Origin of the sequence: Pseudomonas sp. HMSC067G02 (genome assembly GCF_001813485.1) — a bacterium.
Taxonomy (GTDB): domain Bacteria; phylum Pseudomonadota; class Gammaproteobacteria; order Pseudomonadales; family Pseudomonadaceae; genus Pseudomonas; species Pseudomonas aeruginosa.
In genome coordinates this window covers 1-20,318 of the sequence record NZ_KV812607.1, presented here as the reverse complement: position 1 = coordinate 20,318, position 20,318 = coordinate 1, and the positions used below count along the sequence as shown (strand labels likewise).

Here is a 20,318-nt window from a genome sequence, read left to right as displayed (position 1 = left end):
CCCGATGGCAGGCGTCGCCAGAGTGGCCGGCCGGGGCCGGAAGCCAAAGCCGACAGCCAAGAAGGCGCTCGCCGGAAACCCCGGCAAACGGGCGCTGAACAAGGACGAACCCAAGTTTTCGGATGTGACCGATATCGATGCGCCGGGCCACCTTCGGCCTCGCGCTGCGGAGATGTGGTCGATGATCGTGCCGGAGTTACTCGGTGCGGGCGTGCTGGCCATTACCGACATGCACAACGTCGAGGCTTTCTGCGTCGCGTACGACAAGTGGCGCATGGCTGAGGAGGAAGTGCAGAGCTCGGGAATCACAGTAACGAGTGCTCAAGGCAGCCCGATGAAGAACCCCGCGCTCACCGCCGCCAACGAAGCGATGCGCCAGATGGTGACGTTTGGCTCGCTGCTCGGCCTGGATCCCTCCAGCCGGACCCGGCTCATCGGAGGCAACAAGAAGCCGGAGGCGAATCCCTTCGCTGAACTACTGAGGTAAGCAATGGCAAAGGCCGCCTGCGCTAACGTCGACAAGGCGATGGCTTGGGCGAAGACCGTCCTGAAGGGGAAGGTACCCGCCTGCCTGTATATCCACCAGGCGATCGAGCGGCATTTCTCCGACCTGAAGAAGAGCCGGAGTCGGGACTATCCGTTCTACTTCGACGCCGAAGCCGCTGAGAAGAAGCTGAAGCTGATCCAGCTTCTTCCCCACACGAAGGGGGAATGGGCGCGCCTCCAACTGACAATCTCGCTTGAGGCCTGGCAGTTGTTTGGCCTGGCTGTGACCTTCGGCTGGAAGAAAAAGGCTGATGGCTTTCGCCGGTTCCGTGAAAGCTACTGGGAGGTACCGCGGAAGAACGGCAAGTCGGTGATCGCCGCTGGCACCGGAATCTCGATGTTCGTCGCGGATGGCGAGTTCGGTGCCGAGGTCTACAGCGGCGCTACCACCGAGAAGCAGGCATGGGAAGTTTTCCGGCCCGCGCGGTTGATGGTGAAGCGCTCGGAACTGCTGATCGCCGCCGCCGGCATCGAGGTGAATGCCTCGAACATGAATACCCCCGCCGATGGCGGACGGTTCGAACCGATCATCGGTGACCCTGGTGATGGTTCCTCCCCGTCCTGTTCGCTGATCGACGAGTTCCACGAGCACGACAACTCCGGCCAGTACGACACGATGCTGACCGGCATGGGCGCTCGCCGACAACCGCTGATGTTCATCATCACCACGGCCGGCGCGAACATCGAGGGACCGTGCTACGACAAGCGCCGCCAGGCGATCGAGATGTTGTCGGGCGTGGTGCCGGACGACGAACTGTTCGCTTGGATCTGGACCCTCGACGAGGGGGACGACTGGACGGACCCGAAGAACCTGGCCAAGGCGAACCCGAACATCGGCGTATCGGTTTATCGGGAGTATCTGGAGAGCCAGTTGGCTCGCGCCATCCGCTCGGCGCGGTTCACGAACACCTTCAAGACGAAGCACCTGAACATCTGGGTTTCGGCGAAGACTGGGTTCTTCAACATGGCCTTGTGGAAGGCCTGCGAGGACAAGTCGCTCACGCTGGAGCGGTTCGCTGGAGAGGAGTGTGTCCTGGCCTTCGACCTGGCGCGCAAGCTCGACATGAACAGCATGGCGCGGTTGTTCTGGAGGGATATCGACGGCCGACGGCACTACTACTGCGTGTCGCCTCGCTTCTGGGTGCCAGAGGATCGGGTCTACGACGAAGACAACAAGCGGATGGCCGAGCGGTTCCAGGCCTGGCTCAACGCCGGCCACCTGTACGCCACCGCCGGCGCAGAGGTGGACTACCGCGAGATCCTCGCCGAAGCGCTGGAAGCGAACGAGGCCAACCCCGTTCGCGAGAGTCCGATTGACCCGTTCGGCGCGACTGGCATAAGCCACGAACTGGACGACGAAGGGCTGACCCCAGTGGTCATCACCCAGAACTACACCAACATGAGTTCCCCCATGAAGGAGCTCGAAGCGGCCATCGCCTCAGGCCGGTTCCACCACGACGGCAACCCGATCATGACCTGGTGCATAGGGAACGTGATCGGGAAGTTCCTGCCGGGCAATGACGACGTCGTTCGCCCGATCAAGCAAGGCGAGGACAACAAGATCGACGGTGCTGTGGCGCTGATCATGGCGATCGGGCGTGTCGTTGCGCAGGAGCCGCCGGAAGAAACCCTCTCCGACCACATCGTGAAACACGGTATCAGGAAGCTCTGATGGGAATTTTGAAGAAGCTGGGCCGATGGTTCGGCAAGGGCTCTGACCCGTTGATCATCGATACGCCCGAAAAGCTGGCGCAGGTGCTGGGTGTTGCGTATGAGACGGAGTCGGGGCAGCGGGTCACTACCACCACCGCCATGCAACAGACCGTTGTTTTCAACTGCGTCCGGGTGTTGGCCGAGTCGGTTGGCATGTTGCCTTGCCGGCTCTTCAAACAGACGGAGCGCGAGCGGATTCCGGCCTTGTCCAACCGTCTGTATGACGTGCTCGCAGTGGCGCCGAACGGGTACATGACCGCGCAAGAGTTCTGGGAGCTGCTGGTGGTCTGCCTTTGTCTTCGTGGCAATTTCTACGCCTACAAGGTCATGGCGCTCGGCAACGTGGTGGAACTGCTGCCGATCAACCCGGCGGCGGTGAAACCGAAGCTGAAAGATGATTGGACTGTTGAGTATGACGTCACGTTCAAGAGCGGCGTCGAGACCCTTTCCCAGGACGAAATCTGGCACGTCCGCCTGTTCACACTTGATGGCCTAACGGGGCTGAACCCCATCGCCTATGCCCGCCAGGTCATCGGCCTGAATCAGGCGATGGAAACTCACGCTGCCAAGCTGTTCTCCAATGGTGCGGTTACCTCCGGGGTTCTGAAGACGGACCAAACGTTGAGCGATGAGGCCTTCGAACGCCTGTCCGCGCAGTTCCAGGGCGAGCACATGGGGACGGCCAACGCCTACAAGCCCATGATTCTGGAGATGGGGCTTGATTGGAAGCCGATCAGCCTAAACGCCCAGGACACGCAGTTCATCGAGTCGAGAAAGATGACCGAGGCGCAGTTGTGCGGTCTGTTCCGCGTCCCGCCTCACCTGGTGGCGAACCTCGACAAGATGACGCTGAACAATATCGAGCACATGGGCATGAGCTTCGTGAACTACTCGCTTGTGCCGATCCTCACGCGCATCGAGGCCCGCATCCGAGTCGGGCTGCTGAGCGAGAAGGATGCGAAAACCCACTTCGCCAAGTTCAATGCCGGCGCGCTGATGAGGGGCGACCTCAACGGGCGATACACCTCATACGGCAAGGGGATCCAGTGGGGGATTCTGAGCCCCAACGACTGCCGCGAACTGGAAGACCTCAATCCCCGCCCCGGCGGCGATATCTACCTGACCCCGACCAACATGACCACCAATCCGGAGGCACTCGATGCTGACAAAACAACGCCTTGATGTGCCGCTGACGCTGAAGGCAGTCAGCGATACCGGCGAGTTCGAGGGCTACGGCTCAGTGTTCGGCGTCGTCGACAGCTACGGCGACGTGGTTGTTCGAGGAGCCTTCGAGGCCTCGCTGGCTCGCTGGAAGGAAAAGGGGCGCTTGCCCGCGATGCTTTGGCAGCACGACAGCGCCGAGCCGCTCGGGCCCTACACAGAGATGCGCGAAGACGAAAACGGCTTGTATGTGAAGGGCCGTCTGTTGATCGATGACGACCCCCTCGCGAAGCGCGCTCATGCACACATGAAGGCCGGCAGCCTCTCCGGCCTATCGATCGGCTACATGCTCGATGACTACGAGTACGACAAGGAGAAGGGCATCTGGCTGCTGAAGGCTATCGACCTCTGGGAGGTATCTCTGGTCACTTTCCCGGCCAACGATGAGGCCCGTATCTCCGATGTGAAAACCCTGCTGGCGCGCGGCGAGACGCCGCCGCCGAGCAAAGTGGAGCGAGCCCTGCGCGAGGTTGGGTTCTCTGGCTCCCAGGCCAAGGCCTTCATGGCCAAAGGCTACAGCGCTGCTTGCCCGCGTGATGCGGATGCTGGCGCCGCGCTCGACTCCCTGAAATCCCTGATTAATCGCATGTGAGGAGAACCCCATGCCCGCTGATATCCAAGATGTAAAACAGGTTGCCGAAGAACTCGGCGCCAAGTTCGACGAGTTCAAGCAGAAGAACGACAAGCGCGTCGAGGCCCTGGAGGCCGAGAAGGGCAAGCTGGTCGAGCAGGTCGAAACCCTCAACGAGAAGTTGGGCCAGTTGGACGACATGAAGTCGGCGCTGGAGAAGGAGTTGGCCGGGATGAAGCGCCCGGATGGCACCGGCACCAAGGCCGCGAGCGAGCACAAGGCCGCCTTCATGCAGTTCGTGCGCAAGGGCATTGATACCGGTCTGGGCGAACTGCAGGCCAAGGCGTTGCAGATCGGCGTCGATGCGGATGGTGGCTACGCTGTCCCGGAGGAACTCGACCGCAACATCATCGAGCTGCTGCGCGACGAGTCGCCGATGCGCCAGGTGTGCAACCAGATCACCGTCGGCACCCCGGACTACAAGCGTCTGGTAAATCTGGGCGGCGCCGGCTCCGGCTGGGTCGGCGAAACTGCACCACGACCGGAAACCAGTACCCCGACCCTGGCGCAGATCAACGCCGTCATGGGCGAGCTCTACGCCAACCCGCAAGCCACCCAGACCAGTCTCGACGATATGTTCTTCGATGCGGAGGGCTGGTTGAACAGCGAAGTCGGCCGGGAATTCTCCGAGAAGGAGGGCTCCGCATTCCTGCTGGGCGATGGCGTCAACAAGCCCAAGGGCCTGTTGGCATATCCCTTCGCAGTGGCTGGCGACAAGACCCGTCCTTACGGCACTCTGCAGCGACTGGTAAGTGGCAACGCCGGCGCCCTCAACGGCGACAACCTCATTGACCTGGTGCAAGCGGTCAAGGCGGGCTATCGCCGTGCTGGCGTCTGGATGATGAACAACCTGACGGTCGCCTACGTCCGCAAGCTCAAGGACAGCGAGGGGAACTACCTGTGGCGCCCTGGCCTTGAAGTCGGCCAGCCCTCCAGCCTGCTCGGCTACGGCATTACCGAGAACGAGGACATGCCGGATATCGCGGCTGACGCGAATGCCCTCGCCTTCGGCGACTTCAAGCGGGCCTACACCATCGTGGACCGCATCGGCACCCGCGTTCTGCGCGACCCCTACACCAACAAGCCCTATGTCGGCTTCTACACCACCAAGCGCGTCGGCGGCATGCTCGTCGACTCCCAGGCGGTGAAGGTGCTGACCCTCTCGGCCGCGTAACGTAGGAGGGCCGGCGCTGGCCGGCCCTCCTTGGAGGACACTGCAATGCCCAAGATTCTGGTCGAAAAGGCGTTCCCGTTCTCTCCGGACGGCAACGTTGTCATAACCGTGGACGTCGGCGAGCAGGAGGTTTCCGACCGCTGCGCGCTGGTGGCAGTGGATCACCTGGGGGTCGCCACTCTCGTTGACGGTTCCAGCGGCGGATCTGACCTGAAGAAGCTGACCATGGCGGAACTGAAGGCCCTGCTGACTGCGAAGGGTATCCCCTTCGACAAGGGGGCCAATAAGGAAGCGCTCCTCGCGCTGGTCCCGAACGATGATTGACCTGAGCGTGGCGAAGGAGCATCTGCGGGTTCGCCACTCCCAGGACGATCAGTACATCCAGGGCCTGATCACGGATGCGGTGGAGGTGTTCAACGCTCGGACCAACCGGACCTTGCTGGCTCCGGATGATCCGCTGCCGGACCCCGTCGGAAACTCCATCCGCATGACGGGATCGATCCGCCGCGGCGCGCTGATGCTGATCGCGCACTGGTATTCGAACCGGGAGTCAGCAGTCATCGGAACCATTACGTCGGAGCTTCCGATGGCCACCCAATACCTCTGGGAGCCCTACCGCTGGATGAACTTGCGCTAGGGCAAACCGAAAGGAGAGCAACATGCAATTCAAAGCGATACAGCCGCTCTATCGCGGCGGCCGCCTGGTCCAGCCTGGCGAGCCGTTCGACACCACGCCCGAGGACGGTGAGCGCCTGGTAGCGAATGGCGAGGCCCTCGACCTGAGGTCGCGCAAAGCCCCTGCGAAATCGCCCAAGGGTTCCACCCAGGCCGAAGAGAAGTAGGGGGTAGCGATGCGTGCAGGACGGCTCGACACGCCGGCGGATCTGCTGGTGCTTGACGAAGACCTGGCGCCGCGATGCATCGACTGGATCTGGTGCGGCATTCAGACCAAGGAGAACGCGGAGCCGCCGTTTCCGGGTGGGCTGCGGAACCCGGCGAAGGTTGAGGTTCGGGCCTGGTGGGACGAGCGCATTCGGCAAGGACGCTACCTGCGCGCCGATGGGCGCCTCTTCCACATCGACAGCGCCCGCGACTTCACTGGTCGTCGGGCCGAACTGGCGATCACCGCAACAGAGCTGATCGGCGAGCCGGCGACATACCGGCCAGATGGTGCGCCGCCGCGAAACTGCCGGGTGTTTCTGAACTACGATGCTCCCTGGCTGGACGAGAACGGCCAGGCGACGGCCTACAGGATCCGCGCCGAGGTTGCGCTGATCGAGACGGGGAGGGTGCAGGTGGGCGATCTGCTTGAGGTGGATCGAGTGCGCTACTACGTCGTCGACTACGCCGACGGCACCGACGACGGCTTTGTCCGCGGGCTCTGGCTGGAGCGTGTGCAATGAGGGCGCCGATCAGGCTGGTCGGCGTCGAGCAGGCGCAAGCGCGCCTCCGGGAAGCCGGCCGGCGCGTTGATCCAGTGATGCGCGGCGCGCTGAATACCACGGCGACGCAGACGAGGAAGCAGCGCTACAACGAACCGATGCGGCCCGCGTTCACCAGTGCCTTCGCCAACCGTCGGATCGTGATCAAGCGCGCGAGGGCGGGTCGGATGAACGCGAGGCTTATTCCGTCGTCGTCTGGCGTCAACGTCACGGCATACCGGCGCTGGATCTTCGAGCCAATCAACTCGACGCGGGCGAGGATTTATGTCGTCGGCCCGAACGGTCGGAAAGTTGCCGCAGGCTTCGTCAACCCATCGGGGCGGCTGCAGCGGCCGTTGTCTACCCGCAGTCAGCGAGCCAGGACGGCGCGTGGGCGTTCGCCCAATGTCACCAGTTACACCTATCGGCGCGCCCTGCAGGAAGCACAAGGCCCGTCGGTGGCGTACTGGTTCAGGCTGCTGACTACGGCGAAGACCATCCGCTGGACCAATGCGTTTCTGCGCCAAGAGTTCGAGCGGCGCATCCGCCGCGAACTCGAAAAGGCCGTCTGAGGAAAACCAACCATGCGAACGAAAGCGAGCCAGGTCACACGCGACCTGCGGGCCCGCCTGGGCGATATTCGCCCGGTAAACGGCTACCTGACGGACCTGCGGGCAGTTTACGGGCCGACAGATCGAGTGCCGGACAAAGCCAGCGGGCCTTACGCCCTTGTGCGAGTCGCGAACGACGCGCGAACCGGAACGGCGGTACGCCAGGCGACCAGGCTCCGCACGTTCGAAGTCGAGGTTGTATTCCCGCGATCGGCGGAGGAGCACGAACTCGATGACGTCCACGTCGACATTCTGCGCGCCCTTGGCTTCGGAGAAGACCAGCCGGAGCGCAAGTTCCCTGGGCTTGTGGAGGATATCGACGAGGCGGTGGCGCAGTTTGCCGAGTCCGGTCGCAACTTCCACACCCTGACCGCAACCATCGGCGTGATCTACGTCGAAACCTACAACTGATCGGCCAGGCCGAGGAGAAAACGATGCTCTACACCCAACTGTTCCGCGGCCCTACCTCGGTCGCGTCCTATCCCTCTTTCGTGTTCGAAGAGCTGTTCAAGCTTCAGACGACCAGCGCAGAACCAGAATCGACCGAGATCACCATCCCCGACCCGACGCGCCTCGGTCTGCCCGAACTCGATGGCGTAACGTCGACCACGGCGATCAACATCAACGGCGAGGCCGTCAACTTCTCCCCTCGCGCCGCCGGCACGATTCTCTATGGATCGGTCGAGCGCGTACCATCGGGAACTGTCGCCGACGAGGTGCATGACGCCTACGTCGACCGAATTATCCGCCTGGCGCACATTCCCCTCGAGGTCAGCAGCGTCACCGGATCCGGCGGCACGCCGACCTATGTGCGTGGCGTTGACTACGCCGTCACCCCCGGCGGCATCCGGCCTCTGCCGGGCGGCACGCTGGCCGACGCAATCAACGCGACCACTGCTCCGCCGGATGGCGGGTTGAAGCGTTTGCCGATCGAGGTCAGCTACACCTACCCGACTGTCGACCTGGTGAAGCCGTTCACCACCGGCCGCAAGTTCTACCGGGTGATGTTCGAGCAGACCAACGAAGCCGGCGACGGTGAGAAACGACGCATCACCTGCTTCTATGCGCGGATCAGCCTGAACGGCGGCCTGCCGCTGAACCAGGGCGCAGAGTTCGGCGTGATCCCTGTGCAGATTCGCCTCCTATCCGACCCGAACATCTACGACGTCGGCGAGGCCGCGATCTGGACTTGGGAAATCCAGAACACCGACGCGGCCTGATGGCCGTAGATCAACCGGCCCGCGCTGATGGCGGGCCTTTTCATTTGGGTGGCCCATGTCTGACCTCGGAATTCTGTTTCCCGAACCTGAAACCATCTACGTCAACGGCGCGCCGGTGATCGTGCGGCACGTCCGCCTCGCCGACTTCGAGTTGTTCGGGGATATCGCCAGTGACCTGCTCAAGGTGCTGAGCGATGGCACCGTTCCCGCCATCCTGCAGTTCGGCAAGACCGGTTCGGCCAAGCTGAGGAAGATCCTGCGCAGGACCACGAACCTCAGCCGCTGGCGCGTTTGGCGCCTACCGGTCGACGTGGCGATGCAGATCGTCATGCAAGTGATACGGGTCAACGCCGCTTTTTTCGCCCGCGCCCAGCAAGCGGCAGTGACGACGCTGGCAACGCTGGTTGGGCAGCAGCAGTAACCAACCTAGTTCGCGCGGGCTTCAGTCTCGACGAGGTTTCGCGCATGACGCTTCAACAGATCGAGGTGTTCCTCGAGCAGGTCGGCGAACAGGTCAAGCAAGACCGGCGCGACCACCTGTTCCTTCGCCGCGCGGCACGCGCGCCCCTGAAGGGGTTTAAACAGTTCCTGCAGGAGTTCGATCATGGCCGGTAGACTGACCACGCAACTGATCGTCGAGGGGGTGAACCGCACCCGGCAGATGTTCAACGAGGTGAACCGCGACCTCAACGTGACGAACAAGGCGTTGGCCGCAAGCGGCAAGCTGCTCGCAGGCTATCTCACGTTCAGCGCGCTGGCCGCCGGGGTGAAGGCGGTAGCGAACACCGCCGACGCTTACCAGGCAATGAACGCCCGCCTGCGGCTGGCAACCGGATCCCAGGAAGAGTTCAACACCGCCCTCGAGGAGTTGCAGCGCATCGCCTACAACACCGGCCAGCCGGTTGAGGCGCTGGTTACGCTGTACGGGCGGATCAGTCGCCCGCTCAAGGAAGCGGGCCGCACCCAGCAGGATATCCTCAAGGTCACCGAGGCTGTGTCGGCGTCGTTCCGCGTGTCGGGCGCCTCTGCGGTCGAGGCTGAGAACGGGGTGACCCAGTTCGGCCAGGCGCTGGGTGCTGGCGCTCTGCGTGGGGACGAATTCAACAGCGTGGCCGAACAGGCGCCACGCCTGATGCAGGCTCTGGCCGATGGCATCGGCGTGCCGACCTCGGCACTTAAGGCGCTGGCGGCGGAGGGCAAGCTGACGGCGGCAGTGGTCACCGACGCGCTGATCGGGCAGTTGCCCAAGCTACAGAGCGAACTCGCCTCGTTCGGTGACTCCGTCTCGAAGGAATGGACGGCGATCGAAGACACCATCCGTCGCGGCGTCGGCCAGGCGGACACCGGCCCGCTGATCGAGTCGCTGAAGGAACTGAAGGAGGTACTTGCCGACCCGACGATTCAGGGCAACCTGACCACGCTGGCCAGCGCCCTGGTTCGCCTGGCCGCCGCAGCGGCTCAAGGTGGCTCGCTGTTCTCCGGCTTCGGAGAGGATCTGGGCTACCTGGCTGCACGGGTGACCGGGAACGTCACTGAGCTCGACAGGGTGAACAAGGAAATCCAGAAGCTTCAGGCCGCCGACGACGGCTTCGGCGTGGTCGACTTGTTCATGTCTGACGCGCAGATCAGCGAGCGCCTGGCAGCGTTCAAGAAGTACCGCGAGCAGTTGCTGGAAGAACAGACCGGCATGACGGCGGAGGCGCGCAAGGCGGCCGAGGAAGCCGCCGCCCAGGTCAAGGCGGTCGACGACGCACGGCAGCAAGCTGCGCTCTCGTCGGAGCGTGCGTACTCCGAAGCGCTGCGCCAAGTGCGTGACGGCCGGCTGAAGGCGGTGCAGGACTCTCTCAAGAAGCAGGAGGCGGCCGAGAAAGGCGCGCTGGCAGCGGTTGAGAAAGTGCGGAAGGACCGCCTGGCTATCGAGAAGCGCTACAGCGAAGCGATTGCTGGGCTACAAGCCGGCGTCGGCGGTGACCCGAGCTATGCATCTGCGCAGACCCTCAAGCAGTCCGCCGCCCAGGCGCTGCGCAAGGGCGATGCCGAGACGGCACAGGCGCAGGCGCAGAAGGCGCTCGAAATGCTCCAGCAACTGCAGGCGGCCGGAGAGAACACATACGGGTTCACCGGCTTCGCTAAGGAACTCCAGGCCATTGAACTCGCCGCGAACGATCTGCAGCAGTCGCAGGCAGACGCGAAGCTCGACAGCATCCGCGTGCGGATCGCGGAGCTGTCCGATGCGGCGACCGCGCTCCAGGGCATCGAGATCTCGTTCAACCTTCCGCCGGAGGAGATCGAGGCGATCAAGGCACAGTTGCAAGCGCTGTCTGAAACGCCTGTCCTGATCCCTGTTCAACTGGTGCCCACCGGCGAAATGTCCGCCGTGAGCGGCACCACGCCACCGGTCAGTTTCCCCGGCTACGCGACCGGCACCAACAGCGCCGCGCCGGGCATTGCATGGGTCGGCGAGCGAGGTCCGGAACTGGTTGCGTTCGGTGGCGCGGAGAAGGTGTTCCCGAACAGCGTCTCGGCGCTTGCCAGCCGCCTGGCCGGGTTGCGCGGTCTCGACGGGCTGTCGCCGGCCGCCGCCGAGGTCGCGACAGCGGCGCCGAGCTCGGGGCAACTCCCCAACCTGGGGCGGATCGATCTGTCGTTCGGCGGCTCGACTATCTCGGTCTTCGGGGATCAGCGATCGGTAAACGACATTCTGCGGCTGCAGGCGCTCAAGCGAGGCCGCACCGCACGTCCGTAGGAGAACGGCATGGATTACCCGGTTATTACGCTCGGCGGAGTACCTATCCCGCCAGAAGCCGGCGCGCCGGATCAGTCGATGGAGCCATTGTTCGGTGCGACGGTCGTCAGGATGAGCGACGGTGCTGGCGTGAAGTTGACCCACTGGGACGGCAAGCTCTCCGGCACGTTGACCGGATCGGGCCTTGTGCCGGTCGGGCTCGACGCGCTCGACTACCGATCATCACTAGAGATGCAAGCGATCCAGCCGATCAGCATCGCCCAGGACTCTCCGGCGTTCACGCTGCCCAAGGCGCCGCGCACGGACAAGGAGCCGTGGGCGCTGGCGCTGGTTGAGGGGCGCTGGGTGCCGACGCCATGCGTGCGAGCAGGCCTGGTCGTGACCGTTACAGAGCGTCCGGCAGCGACGCTCTACATGGTCCAGTTCATGCCTCGCTTCAACGTGTTCGCGGACCCGCCGTCGACGTCGATGAACGCCGCGCACGGATGGACCCTGAACTGGCAGGAGGTTTGACATGCTGCTGAACGGCATGCCGTTGAACGCCGGCCCGCTGAACGGATTCGGCACGGCCGGCGGCGGAGATGGCCCTGTCGAGATCAAGCCTGGTCAGGCGTTTGCCTGGCGCCTGCGCCTACTCGTCGACGATGAGGATTGGACGGCAAGCCTCGTTGGGGCTGTAGAAGTCGACCGCGAGGAAGGCGCCTCTGGCACCGCTACGTTCACGCTGTACCTCGGCACTGACCCGGTTTCGCCGACGTCGTGGGTGGGGCGGGCGGTCACGATCCGCTACCTTTCCACTGCCGAGGGCGTGACCGCAGACGTGGTGAGATTCACCGGCCGCATCGCGGACCCGACGTTCGACGCTGTAGGGCGGACGCTGACTGCGCGGTGCTCCGATCAGTTGCAGCAGCGCATCGAAGCGATGGAGATCGCGCAGATCGATGCGCTGGTCGGCGGCCAGTGGTCATCAGATGTGTTCGAGCCTGTCGAGGGGCGCTCACGCTGGGACTACGCGCAAGAGCGGTTGACGACCGTGGCCGCGGCCCTGGATTGCGCGCCTACCGGCGAACTGCGTGTGTCCAGTCTGTTCTCGCAGCCTCCGGCGTTCGAGTTCGGCGCCGGGTCCACAGTCTACAACTCGGTGGAGGTCAGCCTCGGTGACCTGAGCTCGCAGACGAACAGGGTCGAGATCGAGTGCGACTACCGATTCAGCCGGCTCTGGCAGTTGAACGCCTCGTATGGTTGGCAGCACCCCGGCACGGGGAACGCGGTCGGCGAGGCAGGGTTTTGCAACTGGCGCGGCGACGACACCGAGCTACCTGATGTGGAGATGATCACCTCGGCGACCGAGAGCAGCGGTCAGACGTTGTTCTATGCGACCTGGTATCCACTGCCGCCCACGGGCGTCTACTGCAATCCGCCGGCGGCATGGGTCAACAACTTCACCGAGCTGCTGCTCGGCGGAAATTGGATTGCTGGCCGACGCTGGGTGCAGTCCGTTACCGAGCGCTATCGGTTGGTCATGGAGGTTCAGCCGAGCGTTGCGGCGACCGGCCCGATTGTTGGTCGGCAGCGCGCCTCGTTCGAGATCGAGGCGGACAAGGCTTCGCGCTGGGAAAGCGATCCGATCACCGGCGGCAGCACAGGACACAGCGATGAGAAGGACGAGAGCCGGCGCCTGGCTGCGTTGAACTGCCTGTTGGCCCAGGGAGCAACAATGCTCGTTGCGGCGCACCGTGGTACGACCGTGATCTGGGATGTACCCACCAGCATGATCCTGCCGATCGATCTAGTGCACACGCTCCGCCTCGCCGACCAAGGTGCGCAGGCAGTTGGAAAGTGCCGACGCATCGTTGACCGATTCGATCTCGCCTCTGGCAGCGCGCTGACCACGCTATCCATTGCGGTCATGCGAGGCGGCGGGGGCGCAGCAGACCCACTTGTTCCGCCGGCTGGCTCGTCCGATCCCGCCAGCCCACCGTCGGGCGGTGGCCAACTTACGACGCAGCTCGGAGGTCGCAACGGAAGTCCCGCGTATGACGATGAGGCGGATGGTTTCTCGGGCAACTGGAGCAATCGCGATCCCGGCGCCGAACTGTTCCCGCGGCGCTTCTCGTTGACTGCAAACGATATTCCGGAGACCTACCGGGACGAACATGCGCCGGAGATCGCAGCCACTTACCGGGTAGCTGTACCTGATGACGTACTGGAGATGTAGCGATGGCGAGAGCCTGGATCAACAACTGGAAGACGACGCTGAGCGTAGGGCTGTCGCCTGGCGCGTTGAGCCTGACGGTGCCGGATGCCGCCGCCGCGCTGCTGCCTCTCTCCGGCGGTAGCTGGGTGCTGTTGACGCTGGCGGATGACGCTGGCGCGCAGCATGAAATCGTGAAGGCAACCGCCCGCGCCGGTGGGGTGGTGACGATCGAGCGCGCCCAGGAAGGAACCTCCGACGGCAACTGGCCGACGGGAACGGTGATCTACGCCGCAGTCACCGCTGGTGACCTCATGACGCTCCAGGCGCGCATCCAGGCTCTGGAGTCCGGGGCGTCTGGCGGCACCCTTGTCGACGAAACCGGCGCAACGCTGGTCGACGACGCCGGCAACAACCTGATCATGGAGAACATTTGATGGCAACTGTTACGCACGTCCTGTCCGGCGCCGGGGAGCCGCTCGATCCGCCACCAAGCATCGGTGCTCACTACGTGAACACGAACAACGGCGCGCTATACCTGGCGAAGGGCACCGCGAGCGGTGCCGATTGGGTGAAGCTGGGTAGTGGCGGTGGCAGCGCTCCGAGCGAGGTGCTGCATGTCAATACCGACGGCCAGTTCCTCCTCGGGCCTCAACACTCATTTGTTGATGCCCGTCTGTTCGCAATTCCCGAGCTTGGCACCGCCGCAATTGGAATCGATCCCAGCACGTCCCGACAGTTCGACCTGAATATCAGAACCTGGGCTCCGAGCGGGCAACAACTGCAAATCAGGGTTACGTCGGGTGAATTGCCCGGAGGTATGTCGATCGTGGGCACCTCCAGGCAGTGGGCGGCGCAGGAGTCGTATGGGTTCGTGATCAATGCAAATGACCTCAACGGCGAGGTGTGGGCGCGCATCTATTTCGATGCTGACGAACTCACCCTGTCGATGCTGGTGTTCAGCGATGTGCTGAACGCGTAGGAGATAGCGTATGGCTCTTTCAGATGAGCGCCGCAGCCTCGGCGCGAGGAATGAAGCGATCCGCCGCGCCGGCGGTCAACGGGTAGAAGCGGAGCGGCGTGGGGACCAGGGCTTGACCGCGGCGCTCAACCGGCTGATCGAGCCGGAGCGTCAGGCACGCGCACTGCGCAAGATCGACCCCCGCGGCGCCCTGGATGCTGCGCGCGGCAGGGCCGACTACAACCCCGCCGGCAAGCAGATCGGCGGGGGCGGTGTGTCCTGGCCGCTGGCCGAGACCGACAAGTCGAAGCGCACGGTGGCCGACGAGGAGATCGTGAGCACCGATGGCCTGGTCGTCGTTGTGTTCAAGCGCGTCACCAGCTTCGAGATGCAGGATGGCGGCTCGAATATTGGCCGCATGGAGTTCAAGGCATGAATCAACTTATGCCCTGGGACGGCGAGGTCGTTCGCATGGGCTGGCCGTGGCACGGAAAGATTCGCCAGCAGAACAAGGATCTGGCCGGCTACGTCACCCTGCCGAACGGGGCGACGCGCCCAGCGATCGCGTACTACGGCAACTGGCCGATGAATCACACGCATCTGTTCGACATGGGCCTACCGGACCAGGGCGACCCGCAGGTCGAGGAGCAGGGCGGGAAGTGGTGGGGGCGAACGATCCTCCGAGGCGGAGGCAACTACGACTATCAGTTGTACTACGGCGGCGCGACGACCTCGGCCGAAGGGCAGTCCTATACAGGCGACGCCCCATTCAGGGGGCTCCCCCTCTGGTGGTCTAGCGACGAGGAGCCGCGGCGCCCGCTGTATGTGGATATCTACCTCAATGTGGAGCAGGGCAGCTACTACCTCGATTTTTGGACAAAGGGCGGAACGATTCACGCCCTTCGGAAGAAGATAACGCTTGAGGATGTTGGACAGGGCGCAGGACAGCCGGAGTGTGCGGTAAAAGATCTGCTCGGGAGCAACTTCGACTACTGGTTTTTTGGTGAAAACGTCAAGCTTGACTACCTGAAGCTGCTCGGGGTCTACCGAAATCGGTTGCTGCTGGGGGTTGTGGTGACACAGGGTGACGGGATGCGGCAGATTGACCCACCGCCCGGAACGTCGGTGGTCAGCGGATCGTCCCCGTCTGGAGCCCCTCAGGGGTTGTATGGTCTCGTCGAGGTGACCATTGCCCCGGATATCCGAGATCCAGAGGCGGATCACAGTCAGACGGTCACAATAGACGTGATCGAGAATCGCCAGGCCGCGCTCGGTAATCCGGTTCATCAGGTGACCGACGAGAGCAGTCAGCCGGGCGATCCCATCGAAACCACGCTCTATCGAGAGGAATGGAACCAGACCTCCGGGTTGCTGACCGCCTGGTATGACGCCCAGGGAAACATCCATACCGCGCGCTACAACCGACGCCACTATGCGCTTAAGGAGTACCGCAACGAGCCCGGCGTGACGACAAGAACAGCGACGGAGCGAAGCAGCGAGGTTGCGCTGTTGAGCGGCTCCGGATCAGTTGTCGACAGCACGGTACTGACAGAGCAGTTCGAGGCGATCTACATCCCAGGGACAGGACTGCAGATCACGCGGACGGTGAAGTGTACGGGGGAGCCGGATGACGTCACGACCTATACCGACCCAGACCATACGGGTGGGCCGGTGGTCACCCCGCCGACGACGACATTCCCCCCGGGCATGCATATCGTCAACACCGTTGCGACCTATCAGTGGCTGGTGAATGACGAGAACATGCTGGCCAACCAAGACCAGCACCAAGTGTGGCTCGCCGCGTTGAGCAACAACAGCGCAGCCATCTGCCACATCCGCGATCCGTTCGACTATCCCGAGGGGCAGACCACAACAACCGTCAGCGTTCGCCAGGGGCCGGCCGTGCGCCTCGGCGGCGTGACCTCTGGAACGGTTACCGACACCCTGACCAAGAGTAAGCCCGCGCATGAGTACCGGCGCGGATTTTTCTGGGAGCCAGCCGACCGCTGGGTGCGAGCCAGTTGCAACCCGATCACCGGAGAGCTCTCTCGCGGCCCGGAGTGCATCCAGTACCTGACCAGTTGGGTTTAGCCCCTCCTACTACTTCAAGGAGAAGCCGCATGACGCCGGCCTGTGTACCCCTGCGCATTGAAAAAGGGGCGACGTTCCGCGACACGATGCGGATCATGCAACCGAGCCTTGTCTACCGGCCGATCACCCAGATCGCGTCGACCGCTCCCGTCCGGCTGACCATCCCCGGCCACGGGTTGCCCGACACCTGGTTAGCCTGGATCGATGGCGTCCAGGGCATGCCCGAACTGAACCGCACCCGGCTTCGGCAACTGCCTCACCGGGTCGCGTCCATCGACGACGACATGATCGAGATCAACTTGCTGTCAGCCGTTGGGCTGGCGCCTGTTGGCGGGCAACTGATCTACCAGCCACCTGTTGACCTGGCTGGCGCCGAGGTACGGATGCAGATCCGCGATGCGCCAGATGGGACGGTGCTGATGACGCTGGCGCTCGGCTCCGGCCTTGAGATCGCTGGCGCCGGAACGATCTCGCGCGAGATATCGGCCTCCGATACCGCGGCGTTGGCATGGGCGTCGGCGGTCTACGACGTGGACGTGACCTACCCGGATGGAACGGTCCATCGCTACTACAGCGGGCCGATCACTGTGAGCCGTGGGGGAGGGTGCGATGGATGACGCCGCCGAGCCATGGGCGCTGGCGATCGAGGTCGATAGCGAGCCGCTGGTGCTCAGCGAGATGCAGGAATACGCGGTCACCGTGACGCCGCCGGCCGATGTGCTTGTGGTTGTTGCGGGCGACCAGGGGCCTCCCGGAAGGGATGGCGTAGACGGTGCCCAATGGGGCGCGACTGACTGGTGATGACATGGCCCAGATTCGATTTTTCAAAGTGGCGACCCTGCCGGGTACGCTGGAACCCGATTCGTTCTACTTCGTCGAGAACGGCAGCTACTCGGAGTCCTACCTGACGAACAGCGCGGGAGTGGCGCGCTCGATCGGCAACAGCGCGATGATCAACGCGCTGATCAACGAGGCGCTGGCCAGCCTGCCCGGCACAGGCGCGCCGATCCTGTTTGTAGCCGATATCGCTGCACGCGATGCTCTGGAGCCTGAGGGCGCAATCTTCGTCCTGGTTCAGGATGCGAGCGCTGACCCGACAGTCGAATCCGGCGCTGCGCTGTACGCATGGAACCCGGCGACCAGCGCATGGCTGAAAGTGGCCGAGTATGAGTCGATGGACGTCGAGATCAACTGGGACGCGATCAACGGGCGCCCGACGTCGACGCCGGCGCAGATCGACACTGCCGTTTCCCAAGCGCACACGCACGCGAACAAGTCGACGCTGGACAAGTTCAGTGAGGAGTCGGGCCTGGTTCGGTTCGGCGGGCAGCCGATTCCGGCGGAGTGGAACGGGGCGGCCTGGTAAATGGCCGTCCTCCAGACCCACAAGGTCGTCGCGCAACTGCCTGCCGCGCTGGAGCCGAACGCGATCTACTTCGTCCGGCGGAGCGCCGGATACGACCAGTTCGTCACCAACGGCGCCGGGGTGGTGGTGGCCTATCCGATGAACGTCCGCATCCCAGCGGCTGTTCCTGGGTATCTCGCCGATGGCTCCATGCTTCGGCTCACGATGAACCCTGACGGCCAACTGCCGGCCTATACCGCCGGCGGCGCAACTCTCAACCTACTGGTGCTTTTCAATGGCTGATGTACGACCGACGAAGTTGCAGAACGACGGCAACGGCTATGGCTCGCTTCGAGAGTTCGGGGACGGCGACACGGTGCCTGTTGCCCTCGGCGGCACCGGCGCTGCAACCGCCGCTGGCGCGCGCACGTCCCTTGGGCTTGGGAGTGCTGCAGTTAGAGCTGCCCTGGGTTCAACTGGGGCTTTGTACTCGCGAGACAGCATTCTCGGCGCAGTCTCTCAGACGAGCGGCATACCGTCTGGTGCGATTATTGAGCGCGGCGCGAATGCAAATGGCGATTACGTGCGATATGCCGACGGAACACAGATATGTTGGTTCAACGCCAGTGTTACCGATCAGGCGATTGATGCTGCCTATGGGAGTCTGTTTACCGGAACCCGTTCATGGTCGTTCCCTCTCGCGTTCTCGGGCAGCCCAACCGTGAGCGTTGGGCTATTTCGCTGGGGGACTGGAGCAGGTTGGGGCACTGTTGGAGGGATAGCAAGTGCGTCAGGTATCACGCTGCGAGCATTCGATATTGTTTCAAGGGCGACGGGCACAGCAACATCGATCTCTGCGATAGCTGTTGGGAGGTGGTTCTGATGAACTTCTTGCTTGTTCTTTCGCCGCAGTATGGTCCCGCAGAATTTGGCGACTACACAACCGTCTCGGTTTCGGGTGGCGTGCTCACCGTGGAGGGGCGTGACTATGCGTTCTCCGACCTCGCCGATGGCGCCGAACTCACGATGGAGGACTTCGCCGATCCATATCCCGTCTACCAGGTTCGGCGGCGAGGCGACACGATTTCGGTGTGGATCATCTACAGATATCCGGCAGGTGCGACCCATGCTGCCAGATACCCTGAGCCTGTTCCCGTTCCGGGTGATTTCGACGGGCCTGTTGATCTGCCGAGGTAAGAGCCTGCAGCGTGTAGACTACCCATTTTGAATGGGAGCATGGCCGTGCTGGTGGTGAGACTCAAGAAAGGGTGGACGCTGAAGCTTGATCGGAAGGTGAACGATGCGAATCGGGCGGGGGTTTGGTCGTTCCATTGCTCCGAGAGCACGTTCGTGCCTGGCATGGATAGCTTGCTGCGGCACGCTGCCATTCGTCCGGCTGAGCCGGCTGAAGGGAAGAGCACCGAGGTAGAGGTGGCCATCTGTCGGCCTGGTGATCCGGAGGATAAGTGGATTCCGGTTGGGAAGGGCGTGGCGGTCTATGAGGCCGAGCGCTGATGGGGGGGCAAACGCTCACCCAGGTATGAAAAGCCCCGCCTAAGCGGGGCTGAAGTCTAGTTAGGCGCACTCTTTGCTGTGCCAGTGGCCTTCAAATTCCAAGTTGAGCTTATAAAGCTCGTGATCAAGCTCATTGATCTTGTCGATTGAAGCCATCAGATCAGCTTCTCCCGTCTTCGCCTCAAGGTAGAGGCCACGAAGGTAGCGATCATGGACCAGAGGCACTTTGTCGTTCTTCTCCCAAAGAGCCACTGCTTGTCCAGTCATCCCCACAATAGCTGCCAAACGGTCTTGAGAAAGACCAAGCTCTTTCCTCAAGAACCTAAATTCGGCACCGCTAAGCGGGGTCGGCTTTTCAGCAACCATTTTTCCTATCACATCGTGTAGCCCCTTCACGTCCTTGATGGCAACGGCTTCACCATAAGCGGTATCCTTCACCACGAAGCCGTTGCGGAGCCACACATTGGGCAATCCGCATTCAACGTAGTGGTACATTCTCATTCCCCTATCGTTCATATCGTGGTCACTATGACTAGGTAATTCCCGTCTTCGTCGGTATCAATCGCACCGACCACCTGTAGGGGTGACCCTGCCCTAAACCAGGCTATAGTAAACTGCCAGCTGCCATTCGGCGGCTGAAACGGTCCCTCAGTGATTTGACCCTTCTCTAGGCAATCCATCACATCGGGCATGCTGATGCATCGTTCTTGCATCCTCCCTCTGGCATGCTTCGTGTAGAAGACCCTTCCAGAGGTCTGGGCGATTTCTCGAATGATTTCGAGCGCCTTTCTCTTCGAAAGCGGGAATGGGAGGAGCTGGCTCATTCTCTCTTTTCTATAAATTTTATAGGTCACGCCATCGTAAGGCGCAATACGCATTTGTCAATCGGTTTGTGAGATTTTGACGATGAAGTGCGTCAGTTTTTAGAG

The 20,318-nt window shown here is 62.8% G+C and carries 29 protein-coding genes; 26 read left to right on the top strand and 3 right to left on the bottom strand.

Annotated features, from left to right (window positions below; genetic code table 11):
• From HMPREF2914_RS00180 to HMPREF2914_RS00120, 13 genes are all read left to right on the top strand, one after another.
• Positions 1-487: phage terminase small subunit P27 family (locus HMPREF2914_RS00180; protein WP_256561967.1), on the top strand; the 487-nt coding region annotated here is incomplete at its 5' end.
• Between the two features lie 3 nt (positions 488-490).
• Positions 491-2,218 carry a terminase large subunit gene (locus HMPREF2914_RS00175; protein WP_023127397.1) on the top strand — a complete coding sequence of 576 codons (1,728 nt, stop codon included), beginning with the start codon at positions 491-493 and terminating at the stop codon, positions 2,216-2,218.
• The gene (locus HMPREF2914_RS00170; protein ID WP_023092517.1) at positions 2,218-3,441 is read left to right on the top strand and encodes a phage portal protein; all 1,224 of its coding nucleotides are present in this window, start codon (positions 2,218-2,220) and stop codon (positions 3,439-3,441) included. The genes HMPREF2914_RS00175 and HMPREF2914_RS00170 overlap by 1 nt, the downstream gene beginning before the upstream one ends.
• Entirely contained in the window at positions 3,419-4,072 is a 654-nt protein-coding gene (locus HMPREF2914_RS00165) for an HK97 family phage prohead protease (protein WP_023092518.1), read from the top strand. The genes HMPREF2914_RS00170 and HMPREF2914_RS00165 overlap by 23 nt, the downstream gene beginning before the upstream one ends.
• Before the next feature lie 10 nt (positions 4,073-4,082).
• Positions 4,083-5,285 carry a phage major capsid protein gene (locus tag HMPREF2914_RS00160; RefSeq protein ID WP_023092519.1) on the top strand — a complete coding sequence of 401 codons (1,203 nt, stop codon included), beginning with the start codon at positions 4,083-4,085 and terminating at the stop codon, positions 5,283-5,285.
• Between the two features lie 45 nt (positions 5,286-5,330).
• On the top strand, positions 5,331-5,609 hold the full coding sequence (locus tag HMPREF2914_RS00155) for a HeH/LEM domain-containing protein (RefSeq protein WP_023092520.1): 279 nt from the start codon (positions 5,331-5,333) through the stop codon (positions 5,607-5,609).
• A complete protein-coding gene (locus tag HMPREF2914_RS00150; RefSeq protein WP_023092521.1) occupies positions 5,602-5,922 on the top strand; it encodes a head-tail connector protein in 321 nt (106 codons plus the stop codon). Before HMPREF2914_RS00155 ends, HMPREF2914_RS00150 begins: the two co-directional genes overlap by 8 nt.
• Positions 5,923-5,944: 22 nt before the next feature.
• Complete coding sequence (locus HMPREF2914_RS00145) at positions 5,945-6,127, top strand: DUF7210 family protein (RefSeq protein ID WP_023092522.1); 183 nt, start codon at positions 5,945-5,947, stop codon at positions 6,125-6,127.
• Between the two features lie 9 nt (positions 6,128-6,136).
• Positions 6,137-6,688 carry a hypothetical protein gene (locus HMPREF2914_RS00140; protein ID WP_023981180.1) on the top strand — a complete coding sequence of 184 codons (552 nt, stop codon included), beginning with the start codon at positions 6,137-6,139 and terminating at the stop codon, positions 6,686-6,688.
• Complete coding sequence (locus HMPREF2914_RS00135; protein WP_003098513.1) at positions 6,685-7,278, top strand: hypothetical protein; 594 nt, start codon at positions 6,685-6,687, stop codon at positions 7,276-7,278. Before HMPREF2914_RS00140 ends, HMPREF2914_RS00135 begins: the two co-directional genes overlap by 4 nt.
• 12 nt (positions 7,279-7,290) lie before the next feature.
• On the top strand, positions 7,291-7,728 hold the full coding sequence (locus HMPREF2914_RS00130; RefSeq protein ID WP_023981179.1) for a hypothetical protein: 438 nt from the start codon (positions 7,291-7,293) through the stop codon (positions 7,726-7,728).
• Positions 7,729-7,751: 23 nt separating this feature from the next.
• Complete coding sequence (locus HMPREF2914_RS00125) at positions 7,752-8,537, top strand: phage tail tube protein (RefSeq protein WP_023092525.1); 786 nt, start codon at positions 7,752-7,754, stop codon at positions 8,535-8,537.
• A 55-nt stretch (positions 8,538-8,592) separates the two neighbouring features.
• Positions 8,593-8,958 carry a hypothetical protein gene (locus HMPREF2914_RS00120; RefSeq protein WP_023092526.1) on the top strand — a complete coding sequence of 122 codons (366 nt, stop codon included), beginning with the start codon at positions 8,593-8,595 and terminating at the stop codon, positions 8,956-8,958.
• 5 nt (positions 8,959-8,963) lie between these two features.
• On the opposite strand, the gene HMPREF2914_RS32240 is transcribed toward HMPREF2914_RS00120, so the two are convergent.
• A complete protein-coding gene (locus HMPREF2914_RS32240) occupies positions 8,964-9,143 on the bottom strand; it encodes a hypothetical protein (RefSeq protein ID WP_124128807.1) in 180 nt (59 codons plus the stop codon).
• On the opposite strand from HMPREF2914_RS32240, the gene HMPREF2914_RS00115 reads away from it, so the two are divergent.
• The 13 genes from HMPREF2914_RS00115 to HMPREF2914_RS00055 all read left to right on the top strand — a co-directional run bounded on the left by HMPREF2914_RS00115 (position 9,142) and on the right by HMPREF2914_RS00055 (position 19,389).
• Complete coding sequence (locus HMPREF2914_RS00115) at positions 9,142-11,283, top strand: tape measure protein (RefSeq protein WP_023981177.1); 2,142 nt, start codon at positions 9,142-9,144, stop codon at positions 11,281-11,283. The genes HMPREF2914_RS32240 and HMPREF2914_RS00115 overlap by 2 nt on opposite strands.
• A gap of 9 nt (positions 11,284-11,292) precedes the next feature.
• Entirely contained in the window at positions 11,293-11,796 is a 504-nt protein-coding gene (locus HMPREF2914_RS00110; RefSeq protein WP_003098501.1) for a hypothetical protein, read from the top strand.
• A 1-nt stretch (position 11,797) separates the two neighbouring features.
• The gene (locus HMPREF2914_RS00105) at positions 11,798-13,501 is read left to right on the top strand and encodes a hypothetical protein (protein WP_023981176.1); all 1,704 of its coding nucleotides are present in this window, start codon (positions 11,798-11,800) and stop codon (positions 13,499-13,501) included.
• A 2-nt stretch (positions 13,502-13,503) separates the two neighbouring features.
• Complete coding sequence (locus HMPREF2914_RS00100; RefSeq protein WP_023093251.1) at positions 13,504-13,914, top strand: hypothetical protein; 411 nt, start codon at positions 13,504-13,506, stop codon at positions 13,912-13,914.
• A complete protein-coding gene (locus HMPREF2914_RS00095; RefSeq protein WP_023092530.1) occupies positions 13,914-14,459 on the top strand; it encodes a hypothetical protein in 546 nt (181 codons plus the stop codon). The genes HMPREF2914_RS00100 and HMPREF2914_RS00095 overlap by 1 nt, the downstream gene beginning before the upstream one ends.
• 10 nt (positions 14,460-14,469) lie before the next feature.
• Positions 14,470-14,874, top strand: coding sequence for a hypothetical protein (locus HMPREF2914_RS00090; protein WP_023092531.1), 405 nt, complete (start codon positions 14,470-14,472; stop codon positions 14,872-14,874).
• On the top strand, positions 14,871-16,529 hold the full coding sequence (locus tag HMPREF2914_RS00085) for a hypothetical protein (RefSeq protein WP_023981175.1): 1,659 nt from the start codon (positions 14,871-14,873) through the stop codon (positions 16,527-16,529). The genes HMPREF2914_RS00090 and HMPREF2914_RS00085 overlap by 4 nt, the downstream gene beginning before the upstream one ends.
• A gap of 29 nt (positions 16,530-16,558) precedes the next feature.
• Positions 16,559-17,146 (top strand): hypothetical protein, encoded by a 588-nt coding sequence (locus HMPREF2914_RS00080; RefSeq protein ID WP_023093253.1) that lies wholly within the window; start codon positions 16,559-16,561, stop codon positions 17,144-17,146.
• Positions 17,139-17,330: a hypothetical protein gene (locus HMPREF2914_RS00075; protein WP_023092534.1), complete on the top strand. Its 192-nt coding sequence runs from the start codon at positions 17,139-17,141 to the stop codon at positions 17,328-17,330. The genes HMPREF2914_RS00080 and HMPREF2914_RS00075 overlap by 8 nt, the downstream gene beginning before the upstream one ends.
• Before the next feature lie 4 nt (positions 17,331-17,334).
• Positions 17,335-17,895, top strand: a complete 561-nt coding sequence (locus HMPREF2914_RS00070; RefSeq protein ID WP_023981174.1) for a hypothetical protein — start codon at positions 17,335-17,337, stop codon at positions 17,893-17,895.
• Entirely contained in the window at positions 17,896-18,177 is a 282-nt protein-coding gene (locus tag HMPREF2914_RS00065) for a hypothetical protein (protein WP_023981173.1), read from the top strand.
• A 579-nt stretch (positions 18,178-18,756) separates the two neighbouring features.
• The gene (locus HMPREF2914_RS00060) at positions 18,757-19,071 is read left to right on the top strand and encodes a hypothetical protein (RefSeq protein ID WP_031278687.1); all 315 of its coding nucleotides are present in this window, start codon (positions 18,757-18,759) and stop codon (positions 19,069-19,071) included.
• Positions 19,072-19,116: 45 nt separating this feature from the next.
• On the top strand, positions 19,117-19,389 hold the full coding sequence (locus tag HMPREF2914_RS00055) for a hypothetical protein (protein ID WP_031278684.1): 273 nt from the start codon (positions 19,117-19,119) through the stop codon (positions 19,387-19,389).
• Positions 19,390-19,449: 60 nt separating this feature from the next.
• Here the strand turns inward: HMPREF2914_RS00055 and HMPREF2914_RS00050 are convergent, their stop codons facing one another.
• Together HMPREF2914_RS00050 and HMPREF2914_RS00045 are read right to left on the bottom strand one after the other, a co-directional pair.
• A complete protein-coding gene (locus HMPREF2914_RS00050; protein WP_023118775.1) occupies positions 19,450-19,884 on the bottom strand; it encodes a helix-turn-helix domain-containing protein in 435 nt (144 codons plus the stop codon).
• A gap of 17 nt (positions 19,885-19,901) precedes the next feature.
• Complete coding sequence (locus tag HMPREF2914_RS00045; RefSeq protein WP_023981169.1) at positions 19,902-20,213, bottom strand: DUF4258 domain-containing protein; 312 nt, start codon at positions 20,211-20,213, stop codon at positions 19,902-19,904.
• Between the last annotated feature and the right edge of the window lie 105 nt (positions 20,214-20,318).